This is a genomic window from Candidatus Poribacteria bacterium (genome assembly GCA_021295715.1).
In the GTDB taxonomy this organism is placed as follows: Bacteria; Poribacteria; WGA-4E; order WGA-4E; family WGA-3G; genus WGA-3G.
Window position 1 is genome coordinate 1 of record JAGWBV010000026.1, and the last position, 19,291, is coordinate 19,291.

18 protein-coding genes are annotated in these 19,291 nt (G+C 48.0%); 7 read left to right on the top strand and 11 right to left on the bottom strand.

All coding sequences use genetic code 11. The annotated features are described in order from the left end of the window. The 6 genes from J4G07_08565 to J4G07_08590 form a co-directional block, all read left to right on the top strand. A partial coding sequence (locus J4G07_08565; GenBank protein ID MCE2414042.1) for a J domain-containing protein occupies positions 1–917 on the top strand: 917 nt, incomplete at its 5' end. A 134-nt stretch (positions 918–1,051) separates the two neighbouring features. Further along, positions 1,052–1,939: a creatininase family protein gene (locus tag J4G07_08570; protein MCE2414043.1), complete on the top strand. Its 888-nt coding sequence runs from the start codon at positions 1,052–1,054 to the stop codon at positions 1,937–1,939. A 32-nt stretch (positions 1,940–1,971) separates the two neighbouring features. Next, entirely contained in the window at positions 1,972–2,727 is a 756-nt protein-coding gene (locus tag J4G07_08575) for a phytanoyl-CoA dioxygenase family protein (protein MCE2414044.1), read from the top strand. Positions 2,728–2,830: 103 nt separating this feature from the next. Further along, the gene (gene solA, locus J4G07_08580; GenBank protein ID MCE2414045.1) at positions 2,831–4,003 is read left to right on the top strand and encodes an N-methyl-L-tryptophan oxidase; all 1,173 of its coding nucleotides are present in this window, start codon (positions 2,831–2,833) and stop codon (positions 4,001–4,003) included. Then, the gene (locus tag J4G07_08585) at positions 4,000–5,466 is read left to right on the top strand and encodes a DUF4403 family protein (GenBank protein ID MCE2414046.1); all 1,467 of its coding nucleotides are present in this window, start codon (positions 4,000–4,002) and stop codon (positions 5,464–5,466) included. Before solA ends, J4G07_08585 begins: the two co-directional genes overlap by 4 nt. A gap of 326 nt (positions 5,467–5,792) precedes the next feature. Continuing rightward, complete coding sequence (locus tag J4G07_08590) at positions 5,793–7,154, top strand: hypothetical protein (GenBank protein ID MCE2414047.1); 1,362 nt, start codon at positions 5,793–5,795, stop codon at positions 7,152–7,154. Positions 7,155–7,211: 57 nt separating this feature from the next. Here the strand turns inward: J4G07_08590 and J4G07_08595 are convergent, their stop codons facing one another. From J4G07_08595 to def, 10 genes are all read right to left on the bottom strand, one after another. Beyond that, on the bottom strand, positions 7,212–8,723 hold the full coding sequence (locus tag J4G07_08595; GenBank protein MCE2414048.1) for a glycosyltransferase family 39 protein: 1,512 nt from the start codon (positions 8,721–8,723) through the stop codon (positions 7,212–7,214). A 78-nt stretch (positions 8,724–8,801) separates the two neighbouring features. Next, the gene (locus tag J4G07_08600) at positions 8,802–9,257 is read right to left on the bottom strand and encodes a hypothetical protein (GenBank protein ID MCE2414049.1); all 456 of its coding nucleotides are present in this window, start codon (positions 9,255–9,257) and stop codon (positions 8,802–8,804) included. A gap of 3 nt (positions 9,258–9,260) precedes the next feature. Then, a complete protein-coding gene (locus tag J4G07_08605) occupies positions 9,261–9,995 on the bottom strand; it encodes a hypothetical protein (GenBank protein ID MCE2414050.1) in 735 nt (244 codons plus the stop codon). Positions 9,996–10,033: 38 nt separating this feature from the next. Next, positions 10,034–10,612, bottom strand: a complete 579-nt coding sequence (locus J4G07_08610; protein ID MCE2414051.1) for a hypothetical protein — start codon at positions 10,610–10,612, stop codon at positions 10,034–10,036. Positions 10,613–11,555: 943 nt separating this feature from the next. Then, positions 11,556–11,894, bottom strand: coding sequence for a P-II family nitrogen regulator (locus tag J4G07_08615; protein ID MCE2414052.1), 339 nt, complete (start codon positions 11,892–11,894; stop codon positions 11,556–11,558). Between the two features lie 252 nt (positions 11,895–12,146). Beyond that, positions 12,147–13,562, bottom strand: coding sequence for a type I glutamate--ammonia ligase (glnA, locus tag J4G07_08620; protein MCE2414053.1), 1,416 nt, complete (start codon positions 13,560–13,562; stop codon positions 12,147–12,149). Positions 13,563–14,103: 541 nt separating this feature from the next. After that, positions 14,104–14,682 (bottom strand): dCTP deaminase, encoded by a 579-nt coding sequence (locus tag J4G07_08625; protein ID MCE2414054.1) that lies wholly within the window; start codon positions 14,680–14,682, stop codon positions 14,104–14,106. 21 nt (positions 14,683–14,703) lie between these two features. Then, positions 14,704–16,038: a 4Fe-4S dicluster domain-containing protein gene (locus J4G07_08630; protein MCE2414055.1), complete on the bottom strand. Its 1,335-nt coding sequence runs from the start codon at positions 16,036–16,038 to the stop codon at positions 14,704–14,706. 3 nt (positions 16,039–16,041) lie between these two features. Next, positions 16,042–16,875 carry an ATP-dependent sacrificial sulfur transferase LarE gene (gene larE / locus J4G07_08635; protein MCE2414056.1) on the bottom strand — a complete coding sequence of 278 codons (834 nt, stop codon included), beginning with the start codon at positions 16,873–16,875 and terminating at the stop codon, positions 16,042–16,044. A gap of 45 nt (positions 16,876–16,920) precedes the next feature. Beyond that, positions 16,921–17,520: a peptide deformylase gene (gene def, locus J4G07_08640; protein ID MCE2414057.1), complete on the bottom strand. Its 600-nt coding sequence runs from the start codon at positions 17,518–17,520 to the stop codon at positions 16,921–16,923. A gap of 53 nt (positions 17,521–17,573) precedes the next feature. Between def and J4G07_08645 the strand changes: the two genes are divergently transcribed. Further along, positions 17,574–17,747: a hypothetical protein gene (locus J4G07_08645; GenBank protein ID MCE2414058.1), complete on the top strand. Its 174-nt coding sequence runs from the start codon at positions 17,574–17,576 to the stop codon at positions 17,745–17,747. On the opposite strand, the gene J4G07_08650 is transcribed toward J4G07_08645, so the two are convergent. Further along, positions 17,726–19,264 (bottom strand): hypothetical protein, encoded by a 1,539-nt coding sequence (locus J4G07_08650; protein MCE2414059.1) that lies wholly within the window; start codon positions 19,262–19,264, stop codon positions 17,726–17,728. The two genes, J4G07_08645 and J4G07_08650, sit on opposite strands and share 22 nt — an antisense overlap. Positions 19,265–19,291: the final 27 nt, after the last annotated feature.

The following is a 19,291-nucleotide window of genomic DNA, read 5'->3' on the forward strand; positions in this document are numbered from 1 at the left end:
TTCGGCTTGACAAATTCTGGAAGATGTGGAATTATAATACTGTATCTATCAAAGATGTTGTATTCACAATGCAGATTCCAGATTACTATCAAATCTTAGAGATTGAGCGGGATGCTACCGCTCGCGAAATAAAGAGTGCCTATCGGAAGCTTGCAAAACGCTACCATCCGGATAAAAATCCGCAGCAGACTGCTTTTGCGGAAAAGATGTTCCGCGAGGTCTGTATTGCTTATGACACGCTCCAAGACGGAAAACGGAAATCTGACTATAATCGGACCCTACAGACGATCGAACGGCAGCAGAAGTCCCATGAAGTCTATCTCGACAGGCTGAGTAGACTTAACCAGACCTATGCGAAGTTGGAATTGCTATTGCAAGCGTTGCTCCATCACAATTATGAAACCGGCATTTCCATGTATGAGCAGCTGCAACACCGCTCTCAAGAAATTGGAAAGGAGTGGCGTATCGACGACTTTCTCAGCTATGAAGAGAGTCGGGACTGTGAATTCCTCGTCGCCGAAGCATACCAGAAACTCGGATTTTCTAATGGCGACCAAGATCGGTTCCACAAAATTGAGCAGGCAATGCTAATGTATGAATCCCTGCTGTTTGCCGAAACAAAGCGTCCCTGCTTCAGACACTTCATCCGAGAAGTCAAAGAACGCCTCAAATTCATTTATCTCTATCATTTCAGTGTTGAGGGGTACGACCGAACACACTCAATTCCGTTGGCGAAAATCCGTGAATTAAACCTATCGAAACGCGAGACCGCATGGATGTACAAAAAAATTGCGGAGTTCTATGTCGAAATTGATCGGTTCCCGGAAGCACGAACCGTTTTGAAAATGGCATTTGAATTGCAACCCCGTCTTACGGGTGCCAAGAAAATCTGCCAAACACTCAATATGGGATATTAGTTATTGGTTGTCGGTTGTCAGCAAGAGACTGGAATGGAAGATAGGAAGACTGGAAGGATGGGGTCCAACCTTCCTCCCTTCCATCCTTCCAACCAAGTCCCGATACCCGATGATCATTCAAAAGGAAAATAGGAATGCCAAAAGAAGTACGCTGGGAACGGATGTTCCCTGATCAATTAGAAACTGCATTCAACGATTGTCCGGCTGTTTATTTTACTTATGGACTCTGTGAACCACACGGTCCGCAGAATACCGTAGGATTGGATGCGCTCAAGGCACATGCGATCGCTTGTCGGTCGGCACAAACCCACGGTGGTATCGTCGCACCTCCGGACTATTGGCATATCCACGAACACGGTATGTACGCCAACTGGGCATATCGGAATGTCGGCGAAGTCCGCAGTTGGCTCACCGCTATGCCGGCGTGGCAACACTTCAAAAACATCTGCTATCATGTTCGCGCCGCTGATGCTCTCGGATTCCACGCCGCTATCTTCCTTACAGGACACTATGGACCGAATTGGCAGGACCTCAAGACCCTCCTCTCTCTAATTCAACCGCACTTCGCGATGCGACTCTATGGACTTCCCGATTTCGAGGCAAACACACCCGGATTCGATCAGCAGGGTAACGGTGGTGACCACGCCGGTAGAGTCGAAACCTCGCTGCTATGGGCGTTGGAACCAGACTGTGTTGATATGTCGCGGATGCCTGTCGCAGACGCACAGGGACCGCATTTTGCGATGGGAGCAAATGCTTTCGAGTCGGATCGACGTATCGGTGAACGTATGGTCGCTGATGAAGTCGCATGGCTCGGAGGAAAGATGCAGGAATTGCTAACGACTTACGAACAACAGGATATTACCGAACGTCAACCTGTAACTTTTGGGGAAGTCGAGCAGATATGGTCAGAAACCGTGTCACCGGCTTTGAAAACCTTTGAGACGATGAAAAATCCAGAAGAATCACCACCGGAGGATTCACAATGGTTCCGCCAGTGCAAGCTTCCGGAACTTTCCTAACCGACTGACCGAACCGCAAGGAATAATTAAAAATGGAAACCACAAACGGACAACTCGCTGAAAATTACCGAAAAGACGGATTTTTGACCCGTATTCGTGTTTCCGATGAAGTTGAAGCAACGCGCCATCGGCAAGCCTACAATGCGTTGGAGGCAGAAGTCGGCGCAGAGAAATGTGAAATCGGGCTTGTTGATTGGCATTTCGACTACCAATTTATCTGGGAAATCGCAACACATCCGAAAATCGTGGATCTCATTGAGGCACTTATCGGTCCCGATGTGATGCTGTTAGCCACGCATTTCTTCTGCAAGTACGGTCCCCGTGAAAAGTTCGTAGCGTGGCATCAAGACGTGACGTATTGGGGGCTTGAACCACCGGATGCGATCACCGCTTGGTATGCCATAGACGACAGCGATACAGGGAACGGCTGCATGCAGGTCATCCCCGGAAGCCATCAGCGCGGCATCAAGGAACATGGGAAATCTGAGCAAGCAGGCAACCTGCTGAGCATCAATCAGGAAGTTCCAGTCACCGAGGCGGAGGCAGAAACCGCCGTAGATTTGGTGCTAAAAGCCGGTGAGATGTCCATCCACCACGGGCAGATGATCCACGGTAGCCTACCGAACCATTCTACACGTCGAAGGTGTGGCTTGACGGTTCGCTACATAGATCCATCGGTGCGGCAGGCAGAAGAGAATTCGCTCAAGCGTCCTTGGAAACCGATTCTGCTGCGAGGCGAAGACCGGTACCAAAATTTCACGACTGTCCCGAATCCGTTTCCGCTCTGATAGAGAAAGGTGGAAGACGCTATATTGGAAGGATGGAAGACGGGAAGGTTGGGCATCCATCCTTCCGTCTTTCCATGCTTCCACCCAATACCAAAGGCAAAAAATGAACGATCATATTTATGATGCAATCGTTATCGGTGCTGGTGGTATGGGAAGCGCGACCGCATACCATCTCGCTAAATCCGGCGCAAACGTGCTTGTCTTAGAACAGTTTCAGCGTGGACACACCTTCGGCAGTTCACACGGCGAAACCCGTATCATCCGCTTCTTCTACGATAAACCCTTCTATACCGAGCTGATGAAAACCGCCTACGCCGAATGGCGCGACCTCGAATCGGTATCCGGGAAATCGTTGTTGTTTATCACAGGGAGTGTAGGGATCGGCGCAAAGGGAAACCCGTATGGACGCGCGACACGGCAAAGTTTAGATGCCGCAGGCGTTGAATCCGAGTGGTGGGATACGGCACAGTTAGCGGAACGTTTTCCGCAATTCCGATTGACAGATGATATGGAGATCCTCTATCAGAAGGACACAGGCTTTCTCCGTGCCGCCGAATGTGTCTCCACACACTTGCAGTTGGCAGCGCAACACGGTGCGATAATCCGCGAGGAGACCCGAGTAACCAGCATCGATTGGCAAACAGATGTTCCGACTGTTCGGACCGAAAATAGTCAATTTCATGGTAGGAAAGTCATCGTGACAGCCGGGGCATGGGCTGGCATCCTACTCGCAGAATTGGATCTTCCGCTCACGGTTACAAAACAACAGGTATGCTACTATCAGCCCACAGACAGTAAATGTTTCCAGCCAGACCGGTTTCCAGTCTTCACGGAAGTTACCCCTGATGGAGAATTCATCTATGCTATTCCCGCTTTTGGTGCTTTTGATAAAGGGGGCGGGGTAAAAATTGCACGGCACGGAAGGGGACAGGGCATCTCCCCTGATACATCCGAACGCGCGCCTGATGCAGACTATATTGCCCATATAGATGCTTACGTGCAAAAGCGTCTCCCGGAACTTGGAAAAGCCACGCATGCCGAAGTCTGTCTCTATACTGAAACTCCAGACGAAGACTTTATCATTGACGCACATCCGCACTGTCCAGACCTGCTGATTGCCGCAGGTTTTTCAGGGCATGGCTTCAAGTTTTGTGCACTCGTCGGACGTATGATGAGCGAACTCGCCCAAAACGGTAAGACCCGTTTTGACATTCACCCATTTCGTATTGACCGAGAACACGAAATCTCAAGCGGCATCCCAAGGCTGCAATCATGACGAAACAAACGAAAATAATTGTAGGTGTGATTTCCGTTGGTGTTGTGTTAATCGGCATCACGCTGTTTTTCCTCATGCCGCGCGGTTCTGAGCTCACCATCCAAGCACCGGCACCGCCACGGGAGGTTACACCTGCCCAATTACCAGCACCACTCCCTTCAGTGATTGCTGTGAAGGCAAGTCTGCCTATACATGATGTTAAAACGTTAGCGGAATCTGCCCTCAGAGACTATCTCAGCAAACCCATCCAGCGCAAAGATGGCGCGATTGATTACGCTATCAAGCTTGACGCTACTTCTCTCACAATGATGGGTGGAATTGACGGGACCGTGTCGGTAATCGTTCCCTTCCAATTCAGTGGGTGGGCGCGCGTCTCGAAAAAAATCTTCGGACAGGTCGTCCAGAAACGTGAAGATATTGAGGGGGCTGCGACTGCGTCCCTAACCCTTACCCCAACGCTTAACTCGGATTGGCGTATAACTGCCAAAACAACCTCTGATATTTCTGTCCAGAGAGCGGAAATTGAAATTTTGGGGATTACAATCTCAGTCCGTCGGATTCTTACCAAATTGGTGCGGGAAGCAGTTTTTCCCAAATTAGAGAACCTTATTGTCGAGTATATCACCAATATAGACGTAAAGACTCGCGTCGCTGGTTTATGGACAGGACTCTACGAACCGATAGTTATCAATCAAGAACCGCGAATCGCACTCACCATAGAGCCTCTGGAAATTCTCGCCCAACAGCTGTCGAGTGATGGGAAAGTGCTTTCGTTCAGCCTCGGCATAGAAACCTATCTTCACGCGCATATGGGAGATGTATTAACGGAGGTTCCTCATAATGCGACCGCTGACGTGCCAGACATTCAATTCGTGGATGCCCTTGAATCTGGTTACCAGATCATGGCACCGATTGAGATAACTTACGCTACTGTTGAAGACTTTGCCAAGCCCCATGTTGAAAAACCTCACAAACTCAAGGGAATTGATACGTTCGTTAGGAAGTTGACCCTCTACGGCAGCGGCACCCAGCTTGCGGCGGGGATTGAGTTCAGTATGCCTTCACTCGGCGCGGAGGGGCAGCTCTACCTACTCGGGACACCTATATATGACACGACGACGATGTCCCTTTCTGTCACCGAATTTGACTACACGCTAACGACGCGGAGTCTACTCTTGGATATTGCACGAGGTGTCGGAGAAGGTTTCTTTCCGCGCCTTCGAGAAACGGTTGAGGAGGAACTTGTCTTTCCATTGGAAGATCAGCTCACCAAACTCCGCGAAAAGTTGGCAGATGTCATCGCCGAACGCCGGATCGGTTCGTCCGTCGTTTTGCGTGGCACCGTAGATACCATTACACCGGAAGCACTTTATCTCACGCAGACAGGGGTACATATCCCGTTCCGCTTACAAGGCGATCTTATCTGTGAGGTAAATCTCACTGCTTCACGAGGTTCAGATTGAGTCTATTAACGCCAGTTTGAAAATAAATCTGTAGGTGTTTTTGCTTGGGTGTTTCCTACAGGTAGAGTGGTAAATACACACCAAAAGCGTTAGTATTGGGACGAATATGCCACTTTTCAAGGAAACCTTTTCTGCCTAAATACCGGTAGCGAAACCCGACATTCCACTTTTATCAAACTCACGTTATTAAGGACTGTTTTTCGTCCTATACGAAACCGTAGTCCGTAATGAAATGGAGGACGGACTTAAGGAGAAGACTTCATAGACTTGCTCCACGTCGTTCCTCCGCAAGGGAAAATTAAAAATCCGCAAGGGAAATTTAAAAAATGGAAACAACTCTTAGAGCAGGAAGCGCGAGCGCGAATATCACGCCGCCACTCGGCACACGGATACCGGGCGGTTTCCGACCGAGATATGCTGAGAATGTTGACGATGAACTCTTTGCCAAAGCAGTCGTCATTGATAATGGAACAACACGTATCGCAATCGTTACCTGTGATCTCATCGCTATACCAGAGAACGTCGCGGATGCAGCGAAAGCACGTATCGCAGATAGATGCGATATTCCGGCAGCACACGTCATGGTGAATGCTACGCATACACATACCGCTGTCGCAATCGCTGATCTACTCGGTGTTGATGAGGATCCGAGTTATACGGAATGGGTGTCACTGAAAATCTCCGATGCAGTTGAACTCGCAGTATGGCGACTCAAGCCGGCACGGGTCGGATTTGCCAGCGTTAATGAAGAACGCATCACCTTCAATCGGCGGTGGCACATGAAAGATGGGACTGTCCGCTTTAACCCCGGTATCGAAAACCCCGATCTTGTGAAGCCGACGGGAACAATCGATCCAGAGGTGGCGATGATGTTCGTTGAGGCTATCGACGATGGAACTCCGATCTCGGCGGTTGCTAACTTTTCGCTCCACTACATCGGCACAGACAACAGCAATGCACTCTCCGCAGACTATTTTGGACATTTCGATCGACTGATGCGACACTATCTCGGGGATACGTGTATCTCGCTCCTCTGGAACGCTGCATCTGGACAGATTAACAATACCGACTTCAGTGGACGGACGAAATGGACGGCGAGTGGGCATCAACAGGCGGTAAAGATGGCGAACGTTCTCGCGGGACATTTTATTGTTGAGATGCAACTCATGGAGATGCACGAGACACTTGACCTCAGCGGAGATCTTGCCACACTGACGTTCCAACGTAAAGAGATTACTGCTGATGACCTTAAAGTTGCTGAACAGGTGCTATCTGTGCCGCAAGGAACTTACGATGCCTACGAAACGGGTCCGTTTAGTTGGGTTGTCGGACAGCCGATACCGCATGCACTGGTGGATGTCTACGCGCATGAATGCCAACGGTTGGCGAAGTTGCCGACGCAGATGACCGCCCCGGTTCAAGTTATCCGTCTTGGGGAGGCGGCAATTGTAGCCTTGCCTGGAGAGGTGTTCGTTGAGACGGGGATGAATATCAAGTCGAAATCCGATGCGAAGCCGACGTTTCTCGTCAGTTTAGCGAATGGGTATATCGGTTACATTTGCACAGACAAGGCATTGATAGAGGAGGGCGGATACGAGACGTGGGCAGCCAAGTCCTCACTTCCAGCTGTTGGAACAGTCCCAGCGATGGAGGCACTCGTGGCTTCATTACTGAATTCGTGTGAATGAATGTGAGGGAATTGTAGCGTAGACTGTTCGTCTGTTATAAATGCCCCTAATAGTGTGTTAGTCGCTGGGTTCCGCCAAATATATTGTCCGCTTATCTGCTTCGCTTTTGAAGAGTAAAGGTAAGTCGAGTTCGCGAAAGGTGACAATATACGGAATGCCTCCTTGCTCTCTAACTTGTCGGCTGAGGGATTTCCACGCACTTTTTAAATAGTAGGGACGCGCGGTATGTTCTGTGAAGAACATCAGGCGGAGATAATCATAATGGGTTTCTCCTTTTCGGACATTAGTTTCGGTAAGAAGAACAGCATTTTTCGGCAGATGTTCCCCCGCAAACGCGGCGAGCTCAGAGAGTGTATGTTCATTGTGAGTTTGGGTGACCCGCCAAGCCTGAATACCCTCTCCAATGCATAGGATCACGAGCAGCGTTGCCCAAGCAACACGAATCCTGCGTCTGTAGGGGGAGTCGTTAGATTTGTGGCGTGTGGTCAGATCTACGAAGTCACCGAGTATCAATAGAAATGCAGGTATACTGATGAGCGTCGCACTCGGCGTTTTCGTGGTAGCCAGTGAAAAAGGGAGTAGAACCCCAAACCCCCAGGCATAAAGTAAATAGAGACCGATATTTTTCTCCCGGAAAAGGCGAAGACATGAACAACAAACTGCCACAACAACCGGAACAGTGAGTAGGTTCAATATCTGAGCACTATACAGAAACACTTTATACCAAGGTGCCTGCCACCCCTCAACGTTTTCTGTTAAATGCCTGAAAATGTAATTATGTTCAATTTTGAACTCAACGGGATACTGAAAGGCGGTGTACAACATCCACGGGCCAGCGATAAGGATTGTTGTTATCAGTATGCCTAAAATGTGCTGTCCACGGAGGCGACACTCCTCCTTTTTTGCTAAACTAAACTTGGAGGCTAACCAAACTGCGAAAGCGACACCGGTGATAATGAATGCTGGATAGGTTTTTGAAAGAAAGGCGAGCCCTTGGGCTATTCCCGCCAATAGGACGAATCGCCATTGACCTGTTTTTATAGTCCGAACGACTCCGTAAATACCGAGTTCACAGTAAAACAGCAGCGAAATGTCAATTGCATCGCTGAATTGGTAACCGTGTGTCAGCTGCATGATGAACCCTGAGAATGCCTGAATAGCAGCAGCGGTAACCGCGGCACGACGCGTTAAGAATTGTGTGCCAATCAGATAGGTAAACCCGGCAGCGAAGGTGCTGAGGATTGCACTGGGGAGTCGGAGCGCGAAGGTGCTGACCCCTAAGGTCCAATAGGAAACGCATATCTGCCAAAGTGGGAGAATCGGTTTGTGGAGCCAGATATGATTTTCACTCCATGTCGCCTCTCTATAAGGGAGATAGGGAATATCAATAAGCGTGGGCTTAAAGGGATGTTTGAGTAGGTTTTTGGCAACGAGGGCATGGCAGCATTCATCGACGCTCCCAAAATTCAGGTGCCCGAGATTGTTGAGTTTAAGTCCGACCGAAAGCAGCAGAACGACCCATAATGAGAGTGCCGGTAAGTGCTTTCTGAAAGTTTTTGATAGATTCAAGTTGGCTTCACTTCGGAAAAGTCATTTTGCGCGGCAAACTTAAAGGCTACCCCCACAAAATATTGGATGCTATAGGTATTATCTCGTTGAGAATTGTGAAGCAGCAGATGTTTGACTTAATTTTTGCTCTTGTTCAAGGATTCGCTGGATGCGTTGTGCTAGGGCAGGAGATTTCGCTGTTATCCGTTTCATTCCGTCTTTATAACCATAGTTAGCAATTGTGTCCCGCGCCCAAAGTTCAAGGTCCTTTCGTTTTTGTTTCACAATTTCTTTGATACGCAACGAGGTTTCACTACAACAAGTACATTTTTTTTCGGGGGCAGCTGTCGGACGAGTAAAATCATCCGTATTCCTGTGTGCTGCTGTAGCGTCTTGTGTCACAGTCGAAATGCTCTCTGGGTCTTGCGTAGACTCGCTGCGAATTGATGTAGACTCGGCTGTTATGAAACGCGGAGGACGATGGTCAGTAATTAGATAAAGGGCACTTCCCAAGACGAAAATGGCGATAAAAATACCGTAATAGACTATTTTCATCTGTTACTCTCCTCCTATGGAGATATTAAATTTAACATTCACATTCCCGCCTTCTGCTTGGAAGTCCTTGAGTCCTTGGAATACTTCTAGCCTTTCCGATAATTGATTTATCGCTTCAGTCTCACCCGCGGGGAGGAGACTTAAAGAGGCTTCAGTCATGGCAATTGCATCATCAAGGGTCAAGGTGCCTTCATTTGAACGTCTAATGGTTTCAACCAGTGTTTCAATTTCAGGACGGTCTCCAAACATCTCTTGAAAGCGGTCCGTAAGTCGTTCGTAAGCATAATCTGGATCGGTTTCAAGAAAGTCGTTGTAATCTTGGCTGGTTGCTTTCACCTTTCCCCAGTCGATGCCGTCAACAGGTGATTCGGGTAATCCTTCCGGAAGTTCTATTGTAGAAAGGGAAAGTGGATCCAATTCCAAATCAAACTCAGATAGATCAGTTTCCTGAAACGACTGTTCTTCTGTTTCGACATCGGGTATTTCGGGGATTACGGGAAGTTCTTCTAAAACTTCAGGTTCAATTGTTACCGTACGGAGGGATTGCTCTGAGACTTCTTTTCTCGTTAATGCTCTTTGTTCCGAGGGTGCCGAGGGAACATCAAATTTTGGCGGCTGCGGAAGTTCTGCTACAAAACGTTGATAGTCCTGACGGAGATAAAAAAAGAGCCCACTACAAATTAGAATGATCAGGATTGCCCCTATACTTAATACTTTAATATAAAACTGCATCTTCATGGCAGTCTCCTTTTGTGATAATAAATGAAATATCATCACTATTGTGTAATAAACGTAGCTGGCATTTCATAAGTTTTCAAATTCTCGCCTTGTTGTTCAAGCAGTGTGCCCATCATCTCGATCTGCGGCATAGCGTTCTGATAAATTTCAAGCAATTCGGTATGTGCCGCAGTCCGCTTTTCAGGTGCCACATCCGTTAGCATCTGAAGATGCCATTCTGTGTAATGTTGCATATCCAAAAAGGTCCCTTTTCCATCAAGAACAAGGCGATTAGCGAGTTTGATCCATTTGTCCGTAAGCGGGTGTCCTCCGAAACGAAGTTTAGCGTACTCTGAGAGCTCAGCAATCGCGGCTTCCTGGTCCGTCTTGAGAAGTGAAAAGAATTCAAGATAATGCTTTTGAGCATCATCTGTTTCAGGATTGGTAGATGTAGCACTCTGTATATCCTTTTTGGCTGTAGGTTCTTGCTTTAGATTCATTAATTCTTCAGTAGGTGTGACACTTTGTTTGTCTACTACAGCGGGACGATCTGGCTCTGTTTCTTTCGTATGATTTCTCGTGCACCCAATAGTGAGCAGCAATAAACAGAAGAGATTAATAATAGTGAAAAATCGCATTGTTATCTCCATAGTTATTGGAAAGATGAGGCAACTACCAAGCCGGGCAAGTGCGTTTGCAATTTTCCGCTAACAGCTTGGGTTATTTATAATAAACTTTAGAATTAAACAGGACTTACGCAGCACCCTTTGCTGGCGAGGTTTGAAACCTCGCCAGCGGTATGCGGGCCGTAGATACTCATAGGAAATTGCGTAAGTCCTATTAAAGATTCATTGTGAAAAGACAAGATCAGAAAATCTCGTCAGCGGCAGGAAGCTTTTTCGCTTCTGCCTGCTATCGAAAGGTTTACTTCTTTTTTTAATTCACCATAATTTCACTAATGATCGTGCCAGAACCAATCGCAGACTATGCCTATATAATCGCTTCTTACTTCTAATCGACAATTCTCAATGTGTAGACGACCAGCTTCGGCTTCTGGTGGGAACACAGTAACCAACGATATTGGCATAAATCCCAGTACCAAAAGTGCTGCGATAGCAATTATCAAAATCTTTTTCCGCATTATGGATTCTCTTTTCTGAAAATGACAGAGTATGAAAGTGCGTTGATCGGTTCAAACTATTCTATCAGAAATACTTTTTCTAACATTCCTACAGGATAGCGTAGATAACACTTCTTGCGATCAAAAGCCATTTTCTATTCAACTTCTAATACATTCTAAATTTTAGTTTTTTTTTGTCAAGTGAATTTGAAAAAAATACGTGGTTTTGACGAAAAAGATCATTTTACATTGATTCTTTCTTCAAAGTTCGGTGAATATCCTATAAAATTCCTTCAGTCGGAAAATTGATTTTGCGGAAAGATAGAAAATAGAGAGAACAGTAGAGATTAGGAAGGATAGGGACGGGAGGCTACAACAAGAGAGGATCCCAATAAATTGGAACGAATGACAGGAAAAAAGGGGCGGATATGAAGGGCATCCACCCCCATATAGATAGAAAGTTAAACAGCGGCAGGACCTCTTTCACCTGTACGGATACGGATAGTTTCATCAATGGGCAGGACGAAGATTTTGCCATCGCCGATTTTGCCAGTCGAAGCCGCCTGTTGCACAGCTTCAACGACTTTATCAACGTTCTCTTCAGCGACAACAATTTCGATTTTTAACTTTGGGACAAATTCAATCGTGTATTCGCTACCGCGGTAGAGTTCGGTATGCCCACGGCTACGCCCGAAACCACGAACTTCACTGACTGTCATGCCCCGAACACCCACACTGCTGAGTGCCTCTTTGACCTCCTCCAATTTGAAGGGGCGGATAATACATTCTAGCTTTTTCATGCGGTTCTCCTTGCTAAAAGTGAATAGGGTTGTGTAGCAGCTTTTCCTATCAATCAGGGCTTGCAATCTGTGCCCTAAGGTTTACAAGTACGAGTGCTGTGGGCGGATATAGGAATCCGCCCTATAGAGTGATATTTCAAAACCTCTGTGAAAACACTTGATCCGCAACTCGCCTCCGATACAAAACTTAAAAGCACGAGTTGCGGGTCAAATCACGATCGTTGTGATAGCGCGCTTTCGAGTTCATACGACCTAAATGTCGTGATAGAGGAAGAATTCGTACGGATGCGGTCGCATGTTGATTGCATCGACCTCATTTTCACGTTTATAATCAATCCAAGTGTCCAAAACATCTTGGGTGAACACGTCGCCTTTGAGGAGATATTCGTGGTCTTCCTCCAAGGCATCCAAGGAATCGCCGAGGGACACAGGCGTGGACTCGATGTCCGCGAGTTCTTCGGGTTCAAGGTCATAGAGATCTTTGTCCAATGGGTCACCCGGATGGATGCGGTTCTGTATACCGTCAAGTCCTGCCAGGAGCAATGCGCTAAAGGCGAGGTAGGAATTACAGGACGGATCCGGTGTCCGGAATTCGATCCGTTTCCCCTTCTCACTCTTTGAGTAGACAGGAATACGGACACATGCGCTACGGTTCCGTTGCGAGTAGGCGATGTTCACGGGAGCTTCATACCCTGGGACCAACCGCTTATAAGAGTTGGTTGTTGGGGCAATGATTGCACAGAGCGAGCGTGCATGCGTGAGCAAGCCTCCAATATAATAGAGCGCATCCTCGCTGAGAAGTGAATATCCCTGTGGATCGTAGAAGATGTTCTTGCCGTTTTTCCAGAGACTTTGGTGGACGTGCATTCCGGAACCGTTGTCTTGGAAGAGGGGTTTCGGCATGAAAGTCGCGACGAGATTGTTTTCGCGCGCCACGTTCTTGATGATGTACTTATACAACGCCATCTTATCGCCAGTCGCGGTTAATTCACCAAATCGGATGTCGATTTCCCCTTGACCCGCGGTTCCCACTTCATGGTGGTGAACTTCCACATCAACACCTGCTTCCATCAACTTCAGACAGATTTCGGAACGGAGGTCTTGAAGTGTATCGGAAGGCGGTACTGGGAAGTAACCTTCTTTGTAACGCGGTTTGTAACCAAGGTTCGGGTTTTCTTCACGTCCCGAATTCCAGCTACCCTCAACAGAATCGACAGAATAGAACCCAGAATGTTGGTTCTGCCCGTAACGGATATCGTTCAGGAGATAGAATTCTGCTTCAGGACCCCAGTAGCTCGTATCCGCTATTCCAGTGGATTGGAGATACGCTTCTGCCTTCTGTGCGATATGTCGGACGTCGCGCGTATAGTTCTCCAACGTGATCGGATCTTTGATGTTACACGTGATGCTTAGCGTCGGCACCTTGCAGACTGGATCAATGAGGGCAGTCGATGGGTCGGGAAAGAGCAACATGTCGCTCTCGTTAATTGCCTGGAAACCACGGATACTTGAACCGTCAAAACCGCAACCTTCTTCAAACAGGTCTTCTGTCAACTCCTCTGCCATAAGCGAAAAATGTTGCCACATCCCCGGCAGATCCGTGAATTTCAGGTCGACTATCTTTATATCGTTGTCTTTTGCAAGTGCAACCACCTCACTTGGTGTCATTACATATCCTCCTAAGTTCGGCTAAGTTGAAACCGAAACTTGCTATCAAAAATCAAAACTTTCTCGATCCAAGGACCGAGACTACAATCTGATAAAACGGGGTCAGGAAAACGCGGCACAAAAGCCTTGATCGTCCTAAACCCGTTTCGATAACTCAGAAAAATGTCCTAACTCCGTCAACTGAACGTGCAACTCATACCACTTGACGAGTGTCTTACTGATTGGTTAAGCAAAATTTGTGCCAATCAACTGTAATCGGACAGGGGATAACATTCATTGACGAAAATAGGTTAATTCTCGTGTGAAATCACGAGACACAGAGGGCAAAGCGAGAGAGGGAGCCTGAACGTATTGCTGCCACGATTTTTTTCTTCATACCGATCATAAGCATTCCAAGATATTGCTAAATTATTAGGCATGGCATTGCCCGTTTTTTGCGCGCAGCTGCAGAGGCACGCCATCGCGATGATCGTGATCGCGTGGCCTCCGAGTCCCAACCCTAAAGATCACTGCTACCCAGAACGCGACCGTGAGGTCGCTCCTACGAAAATTCAACATCTTTGGCAAAACGGCTCGTCTCTGGACCGTCTTGTCCGGCGTATTTGTTCGCAGGTTTGAGTTGATACGGCACATGGGCACTCGAAGACAGCTGCGCAAATGTGAACGCACAGATCCGCATACCCGGATATAACTTGACCGGCATACGACCGAGATTCCCTAACTCCAACGTTGGAATGCCGATCCAACCCGGATCAAACAGTCCCGCAGTGCTATGGACGATAATACCGAGCCGTCCCAAACTACTTCTGCCTTCAAGCCGTGCCAGCACATCGTCTGCTAATTCAAGGGTTTCCTGCGTTGCCGCCAAGACAAACTCACCCGGCTGCATCGTGAAGGCGTCCCCATCAGGGACATCGACCCGCCGCATCAGGTCGTTGATATCAATCTCTGCACGTAGATCAATGTATGGGTATTTGCTATGTTCAAACACACGAAAGGTATTGCTCAATCTGAAGTCGATGGAGCAGCTACCGAGCTGTGTGTCCAAGTCGGGCGCAGGGGTGATTTTGATCTTCCCCTTCTTCATATAGTGGATAATATCTTTATCTGATAAGAACATTGTTTACTTCTACAACCTTCCCTACTGCTCTGGCAAAAAATCCTCTGGGGCGATACCACGATAGGCGTAGTCTAAAAGGTTCACAGGATGCATCGCTTTCATGGATAATCCATGCTTTTGGATCCCGAGTTGAATCTGGAGTAAGCAACCCGGATTCCCAGTCGCGATGATGTCCGCATCGGTTTCGGCGATATGCGTCATCTTGCGTTCTAAAATTTCCTGTGACAGTTCGGGTTGTGTGATGTTATAGATGCCAGCACTCCCGCAACACCATTCGGATTCGGTCAATTCAATCAACTCCAACCCAGGTATCGCTTGGAGAACCTTACGCGGTTGCGCTTGGACGCTTTGTCCATGAAGGAGATGGCACGGTTCATCGTAGGTAACGCGCCTTTCAATTTTTCCTCTCGGCGCGACCATCTCGATCTCTGCTAAAAATTCGCTGATGTCTCGCATCTTATGGCTGAAGCGTTCTGCTTTCTCCGCATAAGCCGCATCGTGTTCTAAAAGTGCCTCGTATTCCTTGAGCGTCGCACCACAGCCAGCGGAATTGATGATGATCGCGTCTAAGTTCTCCGTTTCAAATGCATCAATGTTCTGCTGAGCAAGAGATGAAGCGACATCTCGCACGCCGTTGTGGAGATGTAATGCACCGCAACACGTCTGTTGGCGCGGGGTAACCACTTCACAGCCATTTTGTGCTAACACCCGAATGGTTGCGACGTTCGTCTCAGTGAAGACTTGGTTCATGATACACCCGGGTATGAATCCGACGCGATATCGGGTTTCACCTTCCGCAGGTGTAATGTCGCGTATCGTGTATTTCAATTGCGGTGGTGGGATCTTCGGGAGTAATGATTCCATCTGCCCGAGTTGTCCCATCAGTTTCAGGATCCCCGTTTTTTGAACGAGCCATCGGATACCGAGTCGCTGGTAGAGCCACATCAATTCAAAGATCAGATCCAACCGTTCTTTATTCGGTAGAATTTGTTTAAAGACCAAGTTCGTCCAGAATCGGTAAGCTGCGGAGCGGGGGGCATTCTGTTCATAGATAGCGCGTGCCTGCTCAAGCAGTTCACCAAAGTGGACACCTGAAGGGCAGGCTGTTTCACACGCCCGACAGTCTAAGCACCTGTAGATGTATTCTGACCAGTCCTCGTTGAGCGGAGTGGCATCTTCATCCTTGAAGGCGCTCCCCATGAGATATAATCTACCCCTTGGTGAATCCGTTTCTAAACCTAATTCTCGATAGGTTGGGCAGGTTGGCAGACAGAGTCCGCAGTGTGTACAGGCATCCCACTTCTTCCAACTAAAGGACTCTACGCCGATAAGCGGTTGTGTTTGTTGATTCGACATATATTACGAAGTCGTGACCCCCTCGTTAAGGCTCCCAGAACGATACCCTTGCAGGTCGAGCGCGACATGCGTATATCCGAGTGTTTTGAAGTGCGAACTGATGTCGTGGCGCACGGTTTTTGAAAGCATCCGCGAAATCTCCTCCGCTTCGAGTTCAATACGGGCGAGATCGCCGTGGTGTCGGACACGGAATTGACGGATCCCTAAATCATAGAGAAATTGCTCGGCGGCATCTACCTGTCGCAGCAGTTCACGGGTGATACGCATGCCGTAAGGGAACCGTGAGGAGAGGCAGGCAAATGCAGGTTTGTCCCATGTTGGAAGGTCCCACACCTTTGAAATCTCGCGAATCTCTGCTTTGGTCAGATTGACATCAATCAAGGGTGCTTGGATGCCCATCTGTTTCGCAGCATCCATCCCTGGGCGATGGTCCCCGACATCGTCCGGGATTGCGCCGTAGACAATCGTTCCCACGTCGTATTTTTCAGCAATCGGACGTAACTTATCGAACAACTCCGTTTTGCAGAAAAAACACCGGTTCGTCGGGTTGCTCGCGTAGCCTTCCAATTCTAATTCTTGCGTGTGGACGGTTTCAAAGCGGATCCCGATCTGTTTGGCAATATCTTGCGCGGCTTTCATTTCTCGGATCGGATAGGAATCTGAAATGGCAGTAACGGCGAGAGCGTTCTTACCGAGGGCGTGTTGTGCCGCCTCTGCAAGAAACGTGCTATCAACACCGCCAGAAAATGCAACGATGACCTTCTCATACGCACGCAAGCACGCATAGAGGCCGTCCAATTTTGTTTGTAGGATAGATTCAAGTTTCTGTTTTGGCATAAACTGCTCAATATGGAACGGCACGACAGAGCGTGCCTATTACTTTTAAGAAGGGTGCTGAGCCTGTTGCAGTCTCAGTAGTTCATCGCCCAGCAGACGACGCTTCAATCCGCTGATCCGGTCAATAAAAAGTACACCATTGAGGTGGTCTATTTCGTGTAGCAGAACACGAGCGAGTAAGCCATCGGCTTCAATATGGATGGATTCACGCTCGGCATTAATCCCCTCAACGACAATTCGCTCTGGACGTTTCACATCAGCCGTTACATCCGGGATGCTGAGACATCCTTCCTCGGCAACAATTTCTCCCTCAGAACTGAGAATTTCGGGGTTAAACAGCACCAGCGGTTCATATACCTCATCCTCAACTTCACCGATGTTGACAATGAGAAGTCTCTTCAAAACACCGACTTGCGTTGCAGCGAGCCCAATCCCATTACCTGTAGCCTCGAGCGTCATCAACATCTGTTCAGCGAGTTGGCGTTCTGCTTCTGTAATCTCTGCAACCGGTTTGGCTCTTTTACGAAGGACTGGATCGCCATAATAGCGCAGCTGCAAGGGGGTTGTCTCACGCAGGATTAAGTTATCTTCTCCATTCACGTCCGAAGCATCGACGTTTCTGGGCTTTCTTTTACGTTTCGGCATGTGTTAGGAAGTTCTCCGTTTTTGGTGTATCTCCACGAAAACAACATTCAATTATGGTAGCACTTCTTGCAGATTCTGTCAAGCAAAAAGTTTTACTTATCAGAGGCATTCAGTTTTCAGCAGTCAGCCATCAGCGGTCAGAAGGCGAGGTTGGGGCAAAAGAGGCGTTGGGATTCGGAGGTCCTACGCAAAAAGGGAAATCACATCAAGGTGCTGGCATAAGGTAGAGATAGAAGCCTTCATCATCAACGATTGAACCTATGAATTCCGTTAAAAGATTAAGGTTATGCTGGGCAATCAGTTCTGGGTCTAAAGCGCGGTTCATGATAATAAGAATATCCTGAGAGGTCTGGGTCCGCAGGGTGTTTGCTTGCTCAATGACGTGCGTGTCCGGAATATCAACATCCGGCATGCGGACGTTATCCCATCTGACAAAAGAACCCGGACGATTGCCGTGTACATAATGAATTTCATCTTTTTCGAGGTATCCAACAATGGTGCTGGCGGCGTAATCTATCTCACCGACCATCTGCATATCTTGCATGTCGTTCGCGCTGATGTATTCAGCTACCTGTTTCCCGTATGAGAAGACGTGTCGATGCTCCAATACAATGGCGGTTATACCGCCGATGAAATGACAGATAAAGATGAAGGTAAAAAACGGGGAGAACAACCGTTGTGGTAATCCGTTGAGAATTTTGGATCGAAGGTCTATCTCAGGGCAGGCTTTATGAATCCAACCTGTCATTAGGAGTGTGATAAACAGGAATCCGTGGTGCCGCATGCTACCGTAATACTTGATGTAAAAAAAGGATAAAAGTCCAAACATCGCCACGAGATATATGAGGAGTGCAGTCGGACGCTTGAGGAATAACAACACGCCGCAAAGCATCAAAAGAAAACAGAACGGGATTTGAATGAATTGGAAGACGCGGTACGTTTCTAATTGGTGCTTGTTCCAAAAATTAAGTGAGAATTCGGGAATCGGGAGAAAAGCACGAGAAATGAGATGAATCACCTTACTGAACTCTTCCGATTCATAGGCAAACTTCCATTCCACAGCGAACCCTGTATCGGGTGGAGGCATGACTTGTAAAACCGAGGTCGTAATACCGATGCCAATGAGAACGAACCCGATCCAAACGGCTCGTTTATCTTTTTCAGTCTCGCTTTCTTGGATAAAGGGGGTTAGGCGGCAACAGTGACAGACATATTCGCAGCAGAGCGCGACGCCTACGGCTATCGTGAGAATTAAGGCATGGACACTCGTATGTGCAAGCAGAAATAGCACGCAACCCATGGAAATAAAGCGTTTGTAACGCTCCTTGAAAAGGAGGCAGAGGACCGTGATTAGCAGAAGTCCGAGCGCATAGTTTCTCGCGAGAACCGCGTATTCATAGACGACGAAGTAACCGAAACAGAAAAGGAATTTCTGGAGAAGGTTGAAAGGGGCGTAACGAACGAAAAGGTAAACGGTAACCCCCGCAATCAGGAGGTGGAACACCTGCATAATGACAGGCGAGTGTGTGATGCGGGTGAGTGGCATGAGACACAGATGCCACAACCCCGGGTGCCCCTCATATTTGAGATGTGAGAAAAGCTCGAAGACGGAGCCACTGTCACGGGCGAGGAGCCATGCCTGAATCTCGTCGCGCCACATTTCATGATGACTGGCGGTAAATGCGCTTACGCCAAGGAAAAGAAACGCCAATCCCAAAGCGTAGTGTTTATCCTTTATCTGCATCGGTCATCACCGTTCTTTGATTATCGG